Here is a 20,692-nt window from a genome sequence, read left to right as displayed (position 1 = left end):
TAACTAACTGTATTGGCTTATACTTTCATCATTGATCAGCAACTAATGGGTGGTCTGAGAAAACATTATACTTATAAAGCTTTAACTACTTTCGCAGAAACTTGAGAAGCATTTTTAAAGGGTATTTCTTATCGTTACAAATTACAAATTAAGTAGCTTGCTTCCCCCATAGCGGGTATTACAAATTACAAATTACGAATTACGAATTACAAATTACGAATTACGAATTACAAATTACGAATTAAAAAGAAAACCTCTGCATAAATCGATGATCGATTCTATCCTTCCACCACCAAATCAGGGGATGGGGGGGGAGGGTAAAACAACCCCGTGAAGCGATCGCCCGTTTATCCCCGGTTCCAATTAAACTTAAATATTGGCGTTGGGGTATATAGTTTTTCAGGGGTTTACCTTCCGTTAGCCGACATAGGTTAGTATACAGGGGTTTACCTTGACGGACAGCAAAAACCCCTGCTTTGGGACGGGGATGGTTAAGGATACTAGCAATATCTCCAGTGGCAAAAACTTGGGAATGGGAAATTGACTGTAAAGTTTCGTCCACCAGCACAAAACCCTGAGCATCGGTAGCTAATCCTGCATCCCGTAACCAGGTGGGTGCAGATGCATGGGTTACCCAAAAAATGCGATCGCATTCGGTAGAAAAGCCGGATTTGGTGATAATCTGAACTTTGGGTGGTACGGGGGAATCTAGTTTGACAACACTTGCACCTAAATGGATGTTTATTCCCCGCTTTTTTAAGGTTGATTGTAAAACACACCGTACAGTAGGATGATGACTAGGCATAATTTTCATCCCCCGTTGAAACAAATGCATGTGTAAGTTTGCCGGGGAATCAATGATTTTGCCTAACCGTGCTTGCATTGTTAAGGCTAATTCAACTCCCCCTGCTCCTCCACCAACGATTCCCACATTCACTGGTTGTTGGGGTCGTTGGCTGATATTTGTCAAAAATTCTGACCATGACCGCAAAAATTGGGGGATGGGTTTAACCGGAGTCGCATACTCCAACGCACCAGGAACAGTGAGAATCGCTGGGGTGCTACCGATATCTAAACAAACCACATCAAAGGAAATCGGATGATTGTGGGCACAAATTACCTGGTTACGGTGTAAATCTAAACCAATCACTCGATCCAGACACAGCTTTGCTCTAGCAAATCTAGCTAAATGAATCAAATTAATATGGCATTCCTGATAGGTATAAAATCCTGCTATATGTCCCGGTAACATCCCCGAATAGGGAGTTTGAATACAGTCAGAAATCAAAATCAATTCCACACCCTGAACCGGGGGATATTTGCCAAAAAACCATAACGCGATCGCATGGCTATGTCCACCACCAATCAAGACAATGCGCATACAGATGAGTCTGTCAACTCGTATTGGAGTCTCTTTATCCTATCCATATTTATTCCTGTTGATTGCCAAAATGACGGGAATTAAAAAATATTTTATATTTCTGCGGAAAAATAAATGGGGAGAAGTCGGTTTTTTTTCGATAAATCTTGATTAAACTAGAAAATCTTGCCCAAAACCTAACTTCTGAGACGAAGAAACACCGCACTTAATAAATCTTAATTTTAAATCCCCATCGAAAAGAATTATTAACTTAACAACCACAAAATCAAAATTCCTTCATCAATCTATACCACCATCTCCAAGCAATACGAAAAACCCTAAACCAAACTAAAACCAGCATATAACTCACCAAAAACCACCATTATTGTCCTTTTCGCCCTGCCATCAACTATCAATTTCCCAGTAAAAAATCTTAGCAATTAATTACCTAACTTTAAATATCTTGATAATTTCAGTAACAGCAGCCATTCCACCCCTATAGAGACAGTCACCCAGAGATGTAAAATCAAGGATAATAATCTCCCAGTGATAGTAAATAATATTCAAGCAAATGGTGACAGAACGTAAGCCAACAGTAATAATTACAGGAGCCTCTTCCGGAGTCGGTTTATATGCGGCAAAAGCACTTGCCAATAAAGGTTGGCATGTAATCATGGCTTGTCGAGACCTACGAAAAGCAGGAGAAGCAGCGCAAGCAGTTGGTATTCCCCAAGGAACCTACTCCCTGATGCAAATAGACCTAGGGGACTTAGAAAGTGTGCGTCGATTTGCGCGAGAATTTCAAGCGAGTGGTCGCTCCCTCGACGCAATGGTCTGCAACGCTGCCATTTACATGCCTTTACTCAAGGAACCCCTGCGCAGTCCCGAAGGTTACGAATTAACAGTCACAACCAACCACCTAGGACATTTCCTCCTGTGTAACTTATTACTAGAGGACATGAAAAAATCCTACTACCCAGATAAACGTTTAGTTATCCTTGGAACCGTCACCCACAACCCCGACGAACCCGGTGGTAAAGTCTATCCCCGTCCCGACCTCGGTAACTTTGAAGGATTTGCAGCTGGATTTAAACCACCCATCTCCATGATCAACGGGAAAAAATTTGAACCAGTCAAAGCCTACAAAGACAGTAAAGTCTGCAATGTCCTGACAATGCGGGAATTACACCGTCGTTTCCACGAATCCACCGGAATCACCTTTACCTCCCTTTACCCTGGATGCGTTGCAGACACACCCCTATTCCGTAACCATTATCCCCTCTTCCAAAAACTATTTCCCCTGTTTCAAAAATACATCACCAAAGGTTACGTCTCCCAAGATTTAGCAGGAGAAAGGGTTGCATCAGTTGTTGCTGACCCTGAATTTAGACAATCCGGTGCTTATTGGAGTTGGGGAAACCGCAACAGTAAACAGCGTCAAGCATTTGTTCAAAGAGTTTCTTCCCAAGCACGAGATGATGAGAAAGCAGTGCGGATGTGGGAATTAAGCGCTAAGTTAGTCGGTATTGCCGATGAAACCGTCACCGCAGGTACAAGTGCTGGTGTTTCGGTTTAGTAGTTCGCCACCTAATTTTTCGCCAATATTTCCGTCGCACTATGGGTGTTTTTTCGCCAGTTGTGTTTTTTTTTTCGTCTGAAACTCTAGCTCTGTCCGGATTTGAGGCGATCGCATTCCAAACACCTGCGACGGAAATCCTGAAAGTCCTATTTCACAAGGATTTCAGGATTTTTCTCCTTCCCCCTCTTGACATCATTTTCATGGAAAAGCTATTCTTAGTTGTGTCAGACGGAACTTTACCTGGAAAACTAAATACCGTAAGGTTTCTACTTCGAGCTATTGCAATTCAAATTAATCCCTATTAGGGATTTAAACCTCCACACTTTTTATTGTTCGATGGTTGCAAATACTAGATTGCAATTCAAATTAATCCCTATTAGGGATTGAAACACACTTACTAATTAGCAGTACAGCTACATCATTATGCAATAAATCACTACCCTAACTTCCATCCCAAACTTGTTGATTGCTGATAAATTCGTTTGAGGGTGTTAATATCCCTGGGAGAAATTTGAGGAGGGTTAGCTACTTGGGAAAAATACAATGCATCATTGGGATTAGAACTATGTCCCCAGATTCCCAATGCATGTCCCAGTTCGTGACGGGATGCAGCTTGCAAGAATTTTCCGCTTTGGCTAGGACTTAAAAGGATTGTGAATTTGTGGCGTAAAAAATTATCTTGTATGTATAACTCATAGGTTGCTAAAGCAGAACGCGCACGGGGAGGATTTCCCTGAAGAGGGGGGACTTTGCGGATAATTTTGATATCAGCTTGATGGGGTGTGGAAATAATTTGTAGTGGTAAATATTCATTCCACTCCTGCACTGTTTGCACAACTGCTTTCACCCATGTTTCTGCTAAGTTGGTATTTAGATTTGGGGTTTCGATGTAAATCTTAACGGGGAATTTTGACCAAATTAAGTAACCAAATTTTGTCGCTTGAATGTCTGTAAAATAGTCACCATTATTGCCTTTATCCTGCCACTGAGATAATTTTGTTGGCAAGGGGTGTGGTTTGGGAGTGGGGAGTGGGGAGTGGGGAGTCGGGGATAGGGATAAGCTATTTTCCGGTTTGGTCGTGTCCAAACAACATGGAGGGTTGGTTTGAGAATTCCCTAACTGGGCTTTGGGGAATAGGGCAAAGGAGTGGGAGCTATCTGATACTATTAGCAGTCCGATAAATGCAAATACGAACAAAAATATGAATAAATTTTTAATTTTTCTCTGGGTTCGCCTTTGCATGTAAAGAGTTCTCTACATTATCTAGATATCAAATGGACTCGTTCTGAGTGATGGATTTTGCGATCGCTACTTTGCAAGAAGCCGCTGCACTTGCAATGACAAAATCGGGACTGACGCAAGGACAACGTAACACCGTCATTGCACTTCTTCCCGTGGCAGATCGACCGTAGGGTCGTCAGATAGACGCGCAGTAGCAATTCCAAACATCTGATTTCTCGTAAAGTTTTTACATATTTAGAATACTCCCGATTCAGGGTTAGAGGGTGTTGGTCAAGTATTAATTATTACTATTTTGACTATCATCCTGACCCTGGACATGGGGTTATCAAGCTGATTTTTCCTTCGAGAGTACGGACGCGACACGTCCCATCTCTTCCTATTAACGTACAGACGCGACATGTCGTGTCTCTTCCTATTCCCAACAACGACAATTCAAGTATTCAAAAAGACTTTTTAGCCTCCTTTTTAGATGCTTACTTCGGTAGCCAACCTGCGCTTAAAACGACTGTGAGACTCAAAAAAATGACAGCCAAAGCCCAAGTAATACGATTAAGGGTATTCTCAGCACTTTTGGTACTACTAAATAATTGAGCTTGTCCACCAATTGCGGCGATTCCGTCTCCCTTGGGACTATGAAGTAAAACTAGAACAACCAGTCCTAATGCTGAAATAGTCCAAATACCTTGAATAACGTTTGTAATTGTCATAGCTAAATAGGTAAACAATAAGTATAAGCACTAATGGAGACCGCTCTCTAAAACTGATCCAAAGCTATCCTAAGTAGGGGTAAAAGCTAGATGTGAAATAACGCTTCTACCATGAACCTGGCAAAGTTTGTGTGGTCAAATACTAGTGCTTAGTTTATATAGTATGTCATTTTGCGGGAAAGAGTTAAGAGTATCAAACTCAAAACCCTTCAAATTCATGCTTATTCGCTTTTACCCATAGACCCAACTTTACAGGGGTTCCCAAATTTCTTTCCAATCAATTATTTCCCCTCATAGGAGAAGACGCACAGGGGTGCGATCGCATTGCAGGTCGTAGTCGGCAGATTTTACCAATGAACGTCCCGTCATTTCTGGTGGTTGGGGTAATTGGAGAATTTGCAGTATTGTGGGTGCAATATCAGCTAATTTCCCGTCATCCCGTAATTGTAATTCGTTGCCGTGACCAGGGATTTTAGCCCGTTCCCCTTCAATTAAAATTAAGGGTACAAGATTAGTAGTATGGGCTGTCCAGGGATTACCTGATTCATCCAGCATGTATTCAGCATTACCGTGGTCTGCCGTAATAATTACGGTTCCTCCGACTTTGCCAATACCATCCACCAGTCGTCCGACACATCGATCGACGGTTTCAATGGCCTCAATTGTGGCTGGTATTTGTCCTGTATGCCCGACCATATCTGGGTTGGCATAGTTGATCACCACTAAAGAATAAATTTGTTTGGCGATCGCAGCTAGAGCAACATCTGTCACTGCATCGGCGGACATTTGCGGTGAACGATCATAGGTTGCCACCATTGGACTATTGACTAACTCGCGGTCTTCCCCAGGGAAAGGTTCTTCGAGACCGCCGTTGAAGAAGTAGGTGACATGGGCATATTTTTCAGTTTCCGCCGTGCGAAACTGTTTTAAGCCATGCTTGGATACAACTTCACCCAGGATATTACTGAGATTTTGTGGTTCAAAAGCTACATTAACCGGTAGGTCTGGGTCGTATTGAGTAAAGGTAACAAAGGATAGTGGTGTGATTTGCGACCGTTCAAACCCGTCAAAATCAGGGCTGACAAACGCTTGGGATAGCTGTCTGGCTCGATCTGGACGGAAATTAAAGAAAATCACTCCATCACCATTTACGACTGCCCCCGGAGCGATTCTCGTGGGGATGATAAATTCATCCGTCACACCTTCATCGTAGGAAGATTGGATCAACTCCATTGCCGTTCGCCCGTCGATTTTATCATCTTCGGTCATGACACGGTAAGCACGTTCTATCCTGTCCCAACGGCGATCGCGATCCATTGCATAGTATCGTCCGCTGATGGTGACAATCCGACCAATGCCAATGCGTTCAATGTAATTCTGGATTAAACCAATCGAATTGATGCCATCGGTAGGTGGTGTATCTCTACCATCGGTAATCGCATGAATACAAACTTGTTGCATACCTTGGGCTTTAGCTAAATCGAGTAAGCCAAATAGATGGCTCAGATGGGAATGTACCCCACCTTCGGAACACAACCCAACAATATGCAATTTGCCATTACGACTGAGGACTTCTTGGCATATATTTACCAATGCGGGGTTTTGGTTGAGCGAACCGTCTTCAACTGCATCCGAAATTCGGACTAATTCTTGGGGAACAACCCGTCCCGCACCAAGATTCAAATGGCCCACCTCCGAATTACCCATTTGACCTTCGGGTAATCCCACAGCTTTGCCGGAAGTCCGAATTAACGTATGCGGATATGCCGCCCACAAACTATCCATCACTGGTGTATTGGCAGCAGCGATCGCATTTCCTTCTGTCTCCTCGCAGTAGCCCCATCCGTCTAAAATGACTAGCACCACAGGAGCAACAGGTGCCTTGGTCATAGTGAAAGTGCCCTTTACTTTTTGTAATAACCGCATGATACCACTGCTACTGGCTGTGACAAGTAGAATTTGTGCCTAATCTTATCGTTTAAACTTATCTTCTCCAGTAGAAACGATGATATTTTCCCATACATGCCGACACTAAATCAAATACCTGAACCATCCAAAAATTCCTCAATGGCTCGGTCTTTAATTAAACATCGGTCACGATGTTCCGAGTCGCCGATCCCCTGAACACCTTTAGATTCAATCATTTGCTCCCCAGCCACAACGGGAACGGGCAATTGTGACTTTTGCAACTCGGCGATTTGCTGCTCCAACTGCTCAATCCGGTCAACTAAAGCGCGAATTGCTTGGGCTTCCGCATCTGGTAAACTGGCATGTTCCAAAGGATTCACACGCACCCCAGAACGATACACAATCCGTCCAGGAATACCTACCACCGTACAATCGGAAGGAACATCCCGCAGCACCACCGACCCCGCACCAATACGGACATTATTACCAATTTGGATATTACCTAAAACCTTAGCACCAGTACCGACAACAACATTTTCTCCCAAGGTGGGGTGGCGTTTACCGCTTTCTTTCCCGGTTCCCCCCAAAGTAACACCTTGATAAATCAAAGCATAATCACCGACAATTGCCGTTTCCCCAATGACTACACCCATACCGTGGTCAATAAATACACCTTTGCCGATGGTGGCTCCAGGGTGGATTTCGATCCCCGTCAAAAATCGGGCAATATGGGAAATTAAACGTGGCAAAAAGGGAACGCCGATTTTGTACAACCAATGGGCTGGTCGATGAAACAATAGAGCTTGTAAACCAGGATAGCAAAATAAAACTTCCAGCCAATTACGTGCAGCCGGGTCACGCTCAAAAATAATCCGGAAATCTGTTATGAGTGTAGAAAACACGAGCTATAGCGCCTCTCGCGAACAAGCACTTCTCTATCTTAGCGGTAAACAGGCAACAGAAAGTTATGCCCTAAATCGGATTGTGGATTACCCTCCGGCCGATCCGCTACGCATCTATGAATTTTAGATTACTCCAGTACTGGTTGGCTGAAATAAACCGAATATTAACTTTTGATCTAGTCCCGGATTTCTCACAAGCTCCTCAAACTTTCAGTGAGTAGGGAGTAGCAGGAGAATCAACCCACTACTAAAGGCTTATCACTCCCTTGTGAGAAATGCAGGTAGTGACCATGCTTCGCGGATCTAGTGACCATGCTTTGCGTGGTCACTTAGTCAGTTCAAATCTTGGATCAAATGGTATTTTAAGTAGCAAATCAGACGTGACATTTAAGTAGGTTCTGTGGTTATCATTTATTCATACCCAGGTATACTGAATTTGTATTTTCTCCAAACCAGCACAATTAAATCCAGGAATCCTACAGCATGGTCATGTTTGTCATTGCCCTCAATATCCTGATTTCGCTGATATTTTTCTATGCTGCTTGGCGTATATGGCAAATTAAGCAACGTTTGGCCAATATTGCCGATGCACTGACAAGGGCTGAACGTAGCACCTACGGAGTCTTAAATGGTGCGCCTAATTCAATATATCAGTATCAACGCCACGCAAGTAGGCTGAGGATTGCCCATCGTTCCTTAAAAGTACAAGTAGCAAAGCTCAGACAGGTATTGGGAATAGTTATGCTGGGACAACAACTTTGGCAGCGCTATGCCCGACGGATGGTAGTATCAAATCAGCGATTGAAAGTTTGAGATGCTGCTTTGATGAATATATCTTTGAGAAATTGATAGAATACCCTGTGAATAATAAATTTAGGGGATTTGATTCGGGAGTCGGGAGTAGTTCCCCATGTAGGTGTAGTCTTCTCTTAGAGAACGTTGGGACACAATCATTCTACTGACGCTCACGGCAAAGTCAAACCATGAAAAACTTTTGCCCTACTTTCCCTCACTACTTACCTACAAGCTAGTCCCCAATGTAGTTGGGACACAACCCAAGAGGAAAATAACTTATTCCTCCTCCCCGCTCCCGATAACGAGCATGTAGCACGAAGTGTCTAGAGGCTTCGCATTTAATACTTGCATCACGTGAAAAGCTGCATAAAATAGGTGTAATGAGAGAAAATACGCAATGTCTAACAATCGTTCTGGAGAATTTATCGGTGGCTTGATGTTGGGTGCTACAATAGGTGCCCTAGCTGGGTTATTAGTAGCTCCGCGCACTGGACGAGAAACACGCCAGTTGTTGAAAAAATCCGCAGATGCTATACCCGAACTAGCAGAAGATTTATCTACTAGTGTGCAGTTACAAGCGGATCGGCTTTCGAGTAAAGCCTTACGTAATTGGGATGAAACACTAGATCGATTGCGGGAGGCGATCGCCGCTGGAGTTGATGCGGGTTTGCGGGAAAGCCAAGCGCTAAAACGCGAATCTCGGAAGTCAACTGTGGATACAATCACTGAAAACAATAACAGTATAGACGGCTAAATAATAATAAATAATAAATAGCAAAAACGGCATCCATCGTGAATAATCCCCTATTGTGGTTGGGACTATCAATTCTCCTTGTTGCGGTAAGTTTAATGGTATTACTTGTCGCAGCCATACCTGCTTTGCAGGAACTAGCACGAGCTGCACGTAGTGCGGAAAAGTTATTTGATACTCTTTCGCGGGAGTTACCACCGACTCTGGATGCGATCCGCATGACTGGACTGGAATTGACTGATTTAAGTGATGATGTCAGCGAAAGTGTACGGGTAGCAACAGATGTCGTCAAACAAGTTGATCATAGTTTAGATGGGGCGCGTAAACAAGCGGAAAATTTGCAGGTGGGTACGCGTAGTTTCATTGTCGGTGTGAAAACTGCATGGAAGACTTTTACCCGTCCCCAGAGAAATTTTGATGCGGAGAATGGGGATTCTCTGGATAGCCAATACTCAGAATATGAAAGTTTTGAGGATGGTGATGAAGAAAATAGCAATGCAGATGATGATAACTTTGTTCAACCCCAGTTACCTCCCAGTTGGGAAATTAATCCCCCCAAGCAAAATTTGGATCGATACAAACCAACCTATCCCCACCAATCCAGCTACGATGAAATTTGAAGATTTTCAAAGAATGTACTGATGATAACGAAATCTGGGTGTCTAGGAATGCCAATATAAGTAGATAGTAGCAGATGCGTATTTTCCCTCTTGATTTATGCCCGAACTACGCCTATCAATTGCCCAGCATTACCATGAACGCACCAAATACGACCCAGAAACGATTGCTTCTAAGGGTAAGGCTTTGGACTGGTCAAAGCAACCTGTGCCGTTTAAGGAATATAAAATCGGCTCTAGTGTTGATTTAAAGCCTTTTATTCAGCAAGCTCCAGAAACCTTTGCCGATGATGCGGAAGGTCAGTGGTGGAGAAGGTTATCGCGATTACTATTTTGTAGTTACGGTTTAACCGCGAAAATGCCGTCGATGGGGAGTGCGGTTTACTTGCGTGCTGCACCCAGTGCAGGGGGTTTATATCCGGCTGAAGTTTATTTAGTTTCCCGGGGAACACCCCTATTACCACCAGGTCTTTACAACTATCAAAGTCGTACCCATTCCCTGCTTCATTTTTGGGAAAGTGATGTGTGGACGAATCTCCAGGATGCTTGTTTGTGGCATTCTAGTTTGGAAAATACGCAAATTGCTCTTGTGATTACGGCGGTGTTCTATCGTTCGAGTTGGCGCTACGAAGATCGAGCCTACCGATGGATTTTTCTCGATACCGGACATTTATTGGGCAATATTGAATTAGCCAGTGCCATTAATGATTATCGTCCCCACTTGATTGGTGGGTATGTGGATCAAGCAATCGATGATTTATTGTATATTGACACAGAGAAAGAGAGCGCGATCGCAGTTTTAGCTTTAGCAGATTTACTTGATATTAAGCAAAATTTACCGATTGGACGAACAGCCTTACCTTCAGCAACTGAAACTGAGTACCCCTATATTCCGGATGGTCAATTACTATACTATTTCCACCGGGTGACTCAGATTCATCCTGGAACAACGGGAAATTTGAATTTACCGGAAATCAAACAGCAAAAATCCTTAGAAGATAAGTATAATTTCCCATTTTGTCAAAAAATTCCTACCGCCACCACACCCATTGATTGGGGGACGAATCTGGAAAAACTAGAAGTCACCATCCTCAAACGGCGTTCCACCCGTGCCTACAGTGGTGAGAATTTAACCTTCGATGAACTAAAATATCTACTAGATTTTACCTATCAACCCCAAAATTACCTTGACCAAAGTTTAGATATTCACCCCGACTATTTTGATTTAAATTTAATTCAAACCTTTATTGCCGTATCCGGAGTCGATGGTTTGGAGTCTGGATGTTACTATTATGCACCCCAAGCCCAGGAATTACGCCAAATTCGCTTTAAAAATTTCCGACGGGAATTGCATTATCTCTGTCTAGGACAGGAGTTAGGACGGGATGCAAGTATGGTAATTTTCCATACAGCCGATTTAAAAGCCGCCATTTCCCAATATGGCGATCGCGTTTATCGATATCTACATATGGATGCCGGTCATCTGGGGCAAAGATTGAATTTAGCTGCCATTCGTTTACATCTCGGTGTCAGTGGTATTGCTGGATTCTTTGATGATCAAGTCAACGAAGTTCTGGGTATACCCACTGATGAAGCTGTTTTGTATATTACTACAGTTGGTAGACCAAGATGAGCAATGGAGTCAAAGGGTGGAGGGGTTTTCCGCAGCTTTACTTTATAGGAACACAGGCTGAAAACCCTTGAGATTGCTTCCTCTCACTGCGTTCCACTCACTTTGGACATTAATTGCGATAACGGGGCTTTTTGTCTAGGTATTTGAACTGTTTTTCGATATTTGCTAACGCTTTTCCACAAGGGTGATCGCGTCTATTTCTATTTTTTTTCCGCAGTTTGCATTTCCACCAACTGCCTTTTGCCTGACTGGTATCGGATTCAATGTCCTGTTTTGCAATCACGGTTGAAACATTGCCAACGGAACCGACGAAGCAACTAGGAGTCCGGGTCGGGGAAATGCTACCATAACAACAAATTTGAACTTTGCCACAGGGGTCCGACCTATCCTACCCGAAGAAAAGCTACGGCACAAGAAGCTGAATTTCCGGTACTGCTTATGAATAGCCAAATTTTGATTGCCGATGATGATGTGTTAATCCGTTTACAGTTGCGAGAACTGTTGGAATCGGTCGGTTATACAGTTATCGAAGCCAGTAACGGTGTTGAAGCTTTAAAAATGTATCAGGATTTACATCCAGATATGGTACTATTGGATGCGATGATGCCAGAAATGGATGGGTTTGAGTGTTGTCGGCGATTGCGGGAATTGGCGAGTAAAGATGAGTTACCGATTTTGATGGTGACGGCGTTGTATGATGTGGAATCGGTGGAGAAGGCTTTTGCCGTGGGGACAACGGATTACATTACCAAACCAATTCAGTGGTTGGTGTTGCGTCAACGGGTGCAGAGATTACTTCATGGAAGTCAGACCCTCAAGCAATTAAAAACCCAAACCCGTCATGCGGAGTATCGGGAATCCCAATTACGGATGGTGTTAGAAGCAGCTCAAATGGGAACATGGGAATGGGATATAAATAGCGATCGCATGGTTTGGTCGGATAATTTAATTGCCCTGTTGGGGGATGGGGAACTTCCTGATACTTTAGAGGCTTTTTTGATGCAGGTACATCCGCAAGATCGGGATTCTGTGCGTCACCAGATTCAAGCTGCGATCGCATCGGGGGGGGAATACGAAATTGAATTTCGCATGTTTTCCCAAAAGGGAGATTTACACTGGATTGTTTCTAAGGGGTTGGTGATTCGGGATGGGGAGGGAAAACCCATCTGTTTATCTGGGGTGGATATGGATATTACCGAACGGAAGTTGGCTGAATCCCAATTACGTTTGAGTGAGGAGCGGTTCCAAATTCTGGCAAAAGCTACTAATGATGCTGTTTGGGATTGGAATTTACAAACAAATACCATCTGGTGGAATGAAAGTGTTGAATCTTTATTTGGCTATGGACAAGCAGAGGTTAATGTAATTGGTAATGAGCAATGGTGGAGCGACCATATCCATCCGCAAGACCGACCACGGGTGGTTAAGGATATTTTTAGTGCCATTGATGGTAATCAAAATTTCTGGTACGGTGAGTATCGGTTTTTACGTGCAAATGGTAAGTATGCAGATATTCTTGATCGTGGTTATATTGTCCGCGATGAGAACGGTCAACCGGTGCGGATGATTGGAGCCATGATGGATATTACCGACCGCAAACAAGCACAGATCGAGTTGCAACGGCAAAATCTGCGATCGCAATTGTTTGCCGATATTAGTTTAAAAATCCGTCAGTCCCTGCAAATCGAAGAAATTCTCCAAACCAGCGTCACCGAAGTGCAAAACCTGTTGCAAGCCGATCGGGTGGTAATTATCCGTTTTCGCTCCAATGGCATGTTAAAGGTGGTGCAAGAAGCTGTTGTTCCCGGATTTGTGGCGGTTTGGGGTCAGGATATCTTTGATCCTTGCTTTGATGAAGAATATATTAATAAATACCGCCAAGGACATATTAGCAGCATTGAAGATATTTATACTGCCGATATCCAACCTTGCCATGTAGAATTCTTACAACAATTTCAAGTCCGAGCCAATTTAGTTGTACCCATTTTTATCCATAATCAACTGTGGGGTTTATTAATTGCCCATCAATGTAGTTCTCCCCGCACCTGGACTGATTGGGAAACCCAACTCCTACGTCAATTATCCGACCAAATCGGTATTGCCCTAGCCCAAGCCAAACTCCTCGAACAGGAAACCAAACAACGCCAAGAATTAGCCCGCTCCAACGAAGAACTGCAAAACTTTGCCTTTATTGCTTCCCACGACCTCCAGGAACCATTGCGAAAAATCAAAGCCTTCGGCGATCGCCTACGCATCAATAGCCAAGAAGCTCTGGGAGAACAGGGATTAGATTATCTCGAACGGATGCGCAATGCCACCGAACGGATGCAAGCCTTAATCGATGATTTACTTTCCCTTTCCCGTGTCACCACCCGCGCTCAACCCTTCATTGAGGTGAATTTAACCCAGTTGACCCAGGAAGTGGTTAGCGACCTGGAGGTGTTAATTCAACAAACCAACGGCACTGTCGAAATTGACCAACTCCCCAATCTTAACGCTGATCCCTCCCAAATTCGCCAACTATTACAAAATTTAATTAGTAATGCCCTGAAGTTTCATCGTCCAGAAGTACCACCCTATGTCAAAATTTATTATCATCAGTTAACTACAGGCGAGGGAATTGAGGAATATCAAATCATTATTGAAGATAATGGTATAGGTTTTGACCAAAAATATGTAGACAGAATTTTTAATATATTTCAACGTTTACATGGTCGTCATGAATACGAGGGAACGGGAATCGGGTTAGCGATTTGCCGCAAAATCGTTGAACGTCATCAGGGCACAATTACCGCCGAAAGTCAACCAGGAAAGGGAAGCAAGTTTATTGTCACCCTACCCAGGAATTTGCCGAACTAAAGGCAAAAATTGGACATATGATGTATGCTATGGGCTTGTTATGTGTTTTAAAAATTTATAATTCGTAATTTATAATTCGTAATTATGTTTTCAGATGGGGAGTTGAACCCTTTTGAGTGAAAAATTACGTGAGGTGCAGCTTTGCCCTAGATTGTTAATAGTTATGAATTAGTTTGATATTCAACTTCGTCCATCATCAAAACTGGAGTTTGCGTCATTGCGACATCAGGTAGACGCGAAGCGGGTTCTTGTCAAGTAGCAATCCCATAATCGCCACTAAGAAACAGTTCTCAAACTTGATAGGGTTTAAGCCCTATCCCGACGGTAAAGCAGCCTACAGCCTTGTCCTAATTACAATTTTTGACTTTTGACAGTTACAAGATTTGCAATTTAACTCACAACAAGGATGGTTATTCCTATGCCTGATCATTTATGGAAACGGCAGATTCATCTGCCTAATTCTTGCTCCCTCAATATCAATAGAAGCGGTTTCCACGCTTCCCTGGAGGTTTAGGTGAAGGGTCGGCAAACAACCGTTCGCATATTATTAGCGGACGATGACGATGACGACTGTATGTTAGCGCGGGAAGCCTTAGCCGAAAGCGATGGAGTGATCGATTTACGCGTAGTTAGTGATGGGGAAGAATTGATGGATTATTTACACCATCGTGGTAACTACGCGATCGCGAATCTTGCACCACGTCCAAATCTCATATTATTAGATTTAAATATGCCGAAAAAAGATGGTCGGGAAGCCTTGCAAGAAATCAAGGGTAATGAGCAGCTACGGCGAATTCCCGTAGTGATTTTGACTACATCTAATGCGGAGGAAGATGTCCATCGCTGCTATGAATTAGGTGCTAACTCTTTTATCATTAAACCCTTTAGTTTTCAGGATTTGGTGGAAGTGATGCGCATGATTAATAAATACTGGTTTGAAACCGTGGAACTACCCTTTGAAGGTTTATAAGATTTAAGGAGAAACCGTATGGACACACCCATCCGTATAATCCTAATTGATGATGATGAGGATGATTATATTCTAACTCGCGATTGGGTGCGTGAATTCCAAGGTAGTCAGTGTGTACTGGAATGGATTAGTGATTATCATGCAGGGATGGATGCGCTCACCCAATGTCACAGTGATGTCTATTTGATTGATTATCGCTTAGGGGAAGTTACCGGATTAGAATTATTGCGCACTGCGATCGCAAATGGTTGTGATGCACCGATGATTTTATTAACCGGACAGGGTGATCGGGAAATTGATATAGAAGCGATGAAAGCTGGTGCGGTGGATTATCTGGAAAAAAGCCAACTTAATTCCGCAATCTTGGAACGAGCCATTCGCTATGCTATTGAACGCAAAAAAGCCGAGCAAAAAATCCGCGCTCAAGCTGCGTTGTTGAATGTGGCTACCGATGCGATGTTTGTCTGTAGTTTAGAGGGGAAGATTCTGTTTTGGAACCCCGAAGCGGAAAAACTCTACGGTGTTGATGCCGCAAAGGCCATTGGACAAACAACTTCCCAACTATGGCAGGAACGAAATCCAGATATACTGAAAGTTGCCCATGATACCTTGATGGAAACAGGGGTTTGGCAAGGTGAATTAGAACAAATTAACCGTCATCAACAAAAAATTATTGTCGAATCTCGGTGGACACTGGTAGATGAATTTGAACAAACTAGTCCATCAATTTTAATTGTAAATACGGATATTACCCAGAAAAAACTGTTAGAATCCCAGATTCTGCGCACCCAACGTTTAGAGAGTATCGGAACCCTAGCCAGTGGTATTGCCCATGACCTGAATAACGTCCTCGCACCAATTTTGATGACAGCCCAGTTACTCCAATCCCAACTCAATGACGAGCGATCGCAACGGCTGCTACCAATTATTATTAATAATGCCAAACGGGGGGCAAATTTGGTCAAACAAGTATTATCTTTTACCCGTGGTATCGAAGGCGATCGCACAGTTTTGCAACTAAAACATGTTGTCCAGGAAATTGAGCAAGTTATTAAGGAAACTTTTCCCAAGTCAATTGAACTAAAGATAGAAGTTCCCCCAGATTTATGGGTAATTAATGGTAATGCTACCCAACTCCACCAAGTGATTATGAATCTATGCGTCAATGCTCGCGATGCAATGGTAAATGGTGGTGAATTACGGATTAGTTTGGAAAACTGTTATTTAGATGCAAATTATACCCAGATGCATCTAAATGCCAGCGTTGGTAATTATGTTTGTTTAACAGTAAGTGATACAGGAAGTGGGATTCCTCCGGAATTTATTGACCGGATTTTTGAACCTTTTTTCACAACCAAAGAAATTGGTAAAGGTACAGGATTAGGATTATCAACAGTACAAGGAATCGTCCAAAGTCACAACGGATTTATAGATGTCACCAGTGAAATTGGTCAAGGTAGTCAATTTCGAGTTTATTTCCCAGCCGATATCCATGCGGAAATCAAAACCGAAACTGAACCAGAAACCTATACAGGAGCAGGGGAATTAATCCTGATTGTGGATGACGAGGAAGCAATTCGGGATGTCACCAAAACCTCCCTAGAAACCCACAATTATCGAGCCATCACCGCTAGAGATGGTATTCAAGCCATCGAATTATACGCCCAACATCGAGATGAAATAGCCATTGTCCTCACCGACATGATTATGCCCCAAATGGACGGTTTAACCACAATTCGTACCCTGAAGAAAATCAACCCCCAGGTGAAAATTATCGCCGTCAGTGGTCTAGTTCCCCATCAAAAATCTACCAATACCCAAGAAATTGGTGTGCAAGCCTTTTTATCTAAACCCTACACCGCCAAACAACTATTACAAACAATTGATAGTTTAATCAGGAATCAGAATCAAGAATACAAAGTACAGAATGCACCATAATCAACAGGGAAGTCGGGTGATAGGGTTTTACTTGAAAGTTGATTTTTGGCAGACGGGGGAGCTTTCGGGAACAGGGAGAGGGAATAATACCAAAAAGTATCCCGGCAATGGTACATTGATATTCATGTATGACGATACTTGCCGATTTCTTGCTGAAAACTACTCGGCCGACTTCGCTAGTACAGGTTGGCGGAAATAAACCTAGTATTTAACTTAGTCACAACTCTTATCTAGTGACTATGCTCTGCGTGGTCACTCAGTCAGCGAGGGCTACTGCCTTCATTCACGAGGTAGGAGCTTCGTAGATTCCGCATCTACGCGGAGCATGGGTACGAGGGAAAAGGTAGGCGTATTTACGCCGCGTGGTACTAGTTGGTTGATGGGTACACCTGTCACCATGACAGAAATCCAACCCTCAGAACTTTTCCTGGAACCAATTAGAGCCGATATCTTGCACCTTTACGTATACATACGTTGAATTTCAAAATATACGCGATATAGCTACAGTACTTTTGTTTGTTTTTAACGCTAAAATAATACTTTTAGCTTTGTACTGAGTATCTTATTCCCATCAGCTTTTCTTGGTGTAAGATGTGAGTTAACAGTTAACTTTTCCATCATATCGACGCATTTTTTCACCTATACTAAAAATTCAATAGGTAATTATTACAGATTTAAATCCATGACCTTACTGAATCAACTTGCAACTTGCAATCATCTCTTGGCAGTTGTAGATGCGGAATACGCTAAAACCCTACAGATAGTGCTATTAGGAATATCCCTAGGGGGCTTACTACTGGCCACCTTTTTAGGCGCGATCGCTTGGTATAATTCTAAAAAACCTGCTGGATTAGAAAACATGGACGACATCCCCAGCTGGGTTCCCCGTATCCGTCAACCAACAAAGAAAAAGTAGCAAACAACTAGGTGTAGGGATGAAGGGGAAATTGTTGATAATTAAGTTGGTAGGCGTAATTCCATCAGGACTGACGCAACTGGTACATTATTTGCAGTTGAAAGGCACGTAATTGCGCTAGTCTACGGCAACCCTGCGGGTATAGGACCTTACATTAGACATCTCCAACAAAGAAACTCAAATCCTTGTTTAGTAAGGGCAATATAGAATTTCTGGAGATGTCTATGAAAGCTTTTTTGAGGTTAAACCCACAATTACGAACCCCTCAAAACTTATGTCGTTTTGTCAACTCGTAATTATCCTTAAAAGTGAGGTGAAGGAAAAGTATTAAATTCACCTTTGCACTGAGTTCCCAGCGCCAGAATAAATCATGCATTGAAAATTTAGCGATCGCATCCTTCAACATCATGTATATTCATCCAGATTTTGAGCATGATTACTGATTGACAAAAGACCACTGAACTTAACTTGTTTGCAATGCTCCATGTCATTGTCATTAATTTTGATGAGTAAAAAAAGGCACGTAGTAGCTCTAGTCTCCGACGACCCTGCGGGTATAGCGCCTTTATCATAAAGCTTTTTTGAGGTTAAACCCACAATTACAAACCCCTCAAAACTTATTTTGATTGATTAGTTATTTAAATACATGAAAATGCAAAAATTGTAAAATGCCTCCCTTCAGGGGCTTATTGACAAAAAAATGGTCTCTACTCTCAATAATCTTGACTCTATTGTCAATAATTTGACGTAATCATAGTATTTTCAGGACTTATTATTGACATCTTGACAAATCCCCAATATGATATAGTAAACTGCCTGCGGGTTTTATGTTGTTATCAAACTCACCCTCCACAGAGCTTGGTAAATTAGTGACATACAAACTAATTTTTTTAATTTCTTTATTTAGCTTTGACTTTTATCTTTGTACTTTTTGAATATTTAGGGACAGTTCTGGTTTCACAGATTACAATAGCGTGTCTGTAGACTATTGTATTTTTTTAACCTAATTGTCACTAATGTATCGCCATAAATATCAAAATATAAGTATAAACAGAAAAGTCACCAGGGGATTATTCCTGGCACTAATACAGGTAGGATGTTTTGTAAATCCTGGGTTAAAGCCAATTTTTGCCCAACAGCCTTCAACTCCCAATAATACCACCCTTGATTTTCAAACTCCAGTAAATATACCCGTAAATACCCTTAATCAAAACCAGTCACCCTTACAGCCAGTACCACCACCGGGGAATGCAGACGTTGTTCCCTTTGATCCATTGCAGGTGTCACCCCAATTTACCCGTTATTTCCTTGGTCCTGGAGATAACATCAATATCCAAATCCAGCCTCCCTTTGGTAAATATCGTTTGGGTCGGGGTGATGGGATTTCCGTGATTGTGCAGCGATTTCCCGATTTAGGGTTTCAAGGGGTAATCAATCCGGAAGGAAACGTGATTGCACCCCTAATTGGTAGTGTACCCTTGCAGAATTTGACCCTAGAGGAAGCCCAACAAAGGTTGCGAGCGGCCTTCAATCGCTATGTGGTGGAACCGACCGTAATTGTGGCTTTAGCCAGTCCTCGACCCAACTTAAATATTCCCGCCGTGGTCAATCCAGAAGGAAATATTTCCCTTCCCCAGTTAGGAATGATTTCCGTCCAGGGTTTGACCTTGGAGGAAGCCCAAGAAAAAATTCGTTTGGAGATGGGTAAGATTTTTACCGACCCCTTAGTCACCGTTACCCTTTCTTCCCCCCGTCCGGTACAGGTAACGGTGAATGGGGAAGTCCTGCGTCCAGGTATTTACCCAATTAATTCTCCCACTCCTCGAATCACGGATGTGTTGTTAACTGCGGGGGGAACAACCATGATGGCGGATTTGCGGATTGTCCAGGTGCGTCGCAAGTTGGTGGATGGTACTGTTATTGCTCAAAACGTGGATTTGTACTCCTCCCTACAGAAGGGGGGGATGGTACCCAGTTTACGGTTACAGGATGGGGATGCAATTGTCGTACCGCGTCGGGAAGTAGGGGGGGATGATGGCTACGATCGCAATTTAGTTGCTCGTTCTTCCTTGGCTGTGGCACAAATTCGGGTACGAGTGTTAAATTATGCTGCTGGTGGATTAGTGACACAAACTTTACCTAACGGTAGTACCTTCATTGATGCGATCGCGGGGATTAATCCGGAGAATGCCAACATTCGTGATATCGCTTTGATTCGCTTTGATCCGGAACGGGGTAGGGCTGTAACTATCCGTGTCAATGCGAGAAGGGCTTTAGCTGGGGATTTATCGCAAAATGTGGCTCTTCAGGATAATGACGTGATTGTGGTCGGTCGCAGTCTCTTGGGTAAGGTGACAAATTTATTATCAACTATTACCCGTCCATTTTTTGATGTTCAGTCCTTCCTCCGCTTCTTTGAAACCCTGGGGGATGGGAATAATCTGAATCGCTAGGGAGTTCACTCATTCTGTATTTTTTCAGGTTATAACGTAATATCGGACACTTTTTATTCGG

General features: G+C 42.9%; 15 protein-coding genes. 10 read left to right on the top strand and 5 right to left on the bottom strand.

What is annotated here, in order from left to right:
• Nucleotides 1-241: 241 nt before the first annotated feature.
• Nucleotides 242-1,381, bottom strand: a complete 1,140-nt coding sequence (locus tag CDC37_RS07965) for an FAD-dependent oxidoreductase (protein ID WP_096621273.1) — start codon at nt 1,379-1,381, stop codon at nt 242-244.
• A gap of 550 nt (nt 1,382-1,931) precedes the next feature.
• On the opposite strand from CDC37_RS07965, the gene CDC37_RS07960 reads away from it, so the two are divergent.
• The gene (locus CDC37_RS07960) at nt 1,932-2,936 is read left to right on the top strand and encodes a protochlorophyllide reductase (protein WP_096621272.1); all 1,005 of its coding nucleotides are present in this window, start codon (nt 1,932-1,934) and stop codon (nt 2,934-2,936) included.
• A 439-nt stretch (nt 2,937-3,375) separates the two neighbouring features.
• Here CDC37_RS07960 and CDC37_RS07950 read toward each other — a convergent pair whose 3' ends face one another.
• From CDC37_RS07950 to cysE, 4 genes are all read right to left on the bottom strand, one after another.
• On the bottom strand, nt 3,376-3,945 hold the full coding sequence (locus CDC37_RS07950) for a peptidase (RefSeq protein ID WP_157780678.1): 570 nt from the start codon (nt 3,943-3,945) through the stop codon (nt 3,376-3,378).
• A gap of 710 nt (nt 3,946-4,655) precedes the next feature.
• Nucleotides 4,656-4,889: a preprotein translocase subunit SecG gene (gene secG, locus CDC37_RS07945; RefSeq protein ID WP_096621269.1), complete on the bottom strand. Its 234-nt coding sequence runs from the start codon at nt 4,887-4,889 to the stop codon at nt 4,656-4,658.
• A 291-nt stretch (nt 4,890-5,180) separates the two neighbouring features.
• Nucleotides 5,181-6,779: a 2,3-bisphosphoglycerate-independent phosphoglycerate mutase gene (gene gpmI / locus CDC37_RS07940; protein WP_096626020.1), complete on the bottom strand. Its 1,599-nt coding sequence runs from the start codon at nt 6,777-6,779 to the stop codon at nt 5,181-5,183.
• Nucleotides 6,780-6,925: 146 nt separating this feature from the next.
• Complete coding sequence (gene cysE / locus CDC37_RS07935; RefSeq protein ID WP_096621268.1) at nt 6,926-7,699, bottom strand: serine O-acetyltransferase; 774 nt, start codon at nt 7,697-7,699, stop codon at nt 6,926-6,928.
• 483 nt (nt 7,700-8,182) lie between these two features.
• Between cysE and CDC37_RS07930 the strand changes: the two genes are divergently transcribed.
• The 9 genes from CDC37_RS07930 to CDC37_RS07880 all read left to right on the top strand — a co-directional run bounded on the left by CDC37_RS07930 (nt 8,183) and on the right by CDC37_RS07880 (nt 20,631).
• Entirely contained in the window at nt 8,183-8,512 is a 330-nt protein-coding gene (locus CDC37_RS07930) for a hypothetical protein (protein ID WP_096621267.1), read from the top strand.
• 379 nt (nt 8,513-8,891) lie between these two features.
• On the top strand, nt 8,892-9,248 hold the full coding sequence (locus CDC37_RS07925) for a YtxH domain-containing protein (RefSeq protein ID WP_096621266.1): 357 nt from the start codon (nt 8,892-8,894) through the stop codon (nt 9,246-9,248).
• A 38-nt stretch (nt 9,249-9,286) separates the two neighbouring features.
• Nucleotides 9,287-9,865 carry a DUF948 domain-containing protein gene (locus CDC37_RS25160; RefSeq protein WP_231943299.1) on the top strand — a complete coding sequence of 193 codons (579 nt, stop codon included), beginning with the start codon at nt 9,287-9,289 and terminating at the stop codon, nt 9,863-9,865.
• Nucleotides 9,866-9,962: 97 nt separating this feature from the next.
• A complete protein-coding gene (locus CDC37_RS07915) occupies nt 9,963-11,495 on the top strand; it encodes a SagB/ThcOx family dehydrogenase (protein ID WP_096621265.1) in 1,533 nt (510 codons plus the stop codon).
• 438 nt (nt 11,496-11,933) lie between these two features.
• A complete protein-coding gene (locus CDC37_RS07910; protein WP_096621264.1) occupies nt 11,934-14,354 on the top strand; it encodes a PAS domain-containing protein in 2,421 nt (806 codons plus the stop codon).
• Nucleotides 14,355-14,868: 514 nt separating this feature from the next.
• On the top strand, nt 14,869-15,324 hold the full coding sequence (locus CDC37_RS07905) for a response regulator (RefSeq protein ID WP_096621263.1): 456 nt from the start codon (nt 14,869-14,871) through the stop codon (nt 15,322-15,324).
• An 18-nt stretch (nt 15,325-15,342) separates the two neighbouring features.
• Nucleotides 15,343-17,262 carry a hybrid sensor histidine kinase/response regulator gene (locus CDC37_RS07900; protein WP_096621262.1) on the top strand — a complete coding sequence of 640 codons (1,920 nt, stop codon included), beginning with the start codon at nt 15,343-15,345 and terminating at the stop codon, nt 17,260-17,262.
• A gap of 682 nt (nt 17,263-17,944) precedes the next feature.
• A complete protein-coding gene (gene psb35 / locus CDC37_RS07890) occupies nt 17,945-18,178 on the top strand; it encodes a photosystem II assembly protein Psb35 (protein WP_197707050.1) in 234 nt (77 codons plus the stop codon).
• A gap of 1,016 nt (nt 18,179-19,194) precedes the next feature.
• A complete protein-coding gene (locus CDC37_RS07880; protein WP_096621259.1) occupies nt 19,195-20,631 on the top strand; it encodes a polysaccharide biosynthesis/export family protein in 1,437 nt (478 codons plus the stop codon).
• Nucleotides 20,632-20,692: the final 61 nt, after the last annotated feature.

The organism is Calothrix sp. NIES-3974, assembly GCF_002368395.1.
Lineage (GTDB): Bacteria > Cyanobacteriota > Cyanobacteriia > Cyanobacteriales > Nostocaceae > NIES-3974.
Note: the sequence above shows the minus strand (reverse complement) of the source record. Positions and strands in the feature narration are given on the sequence as shown.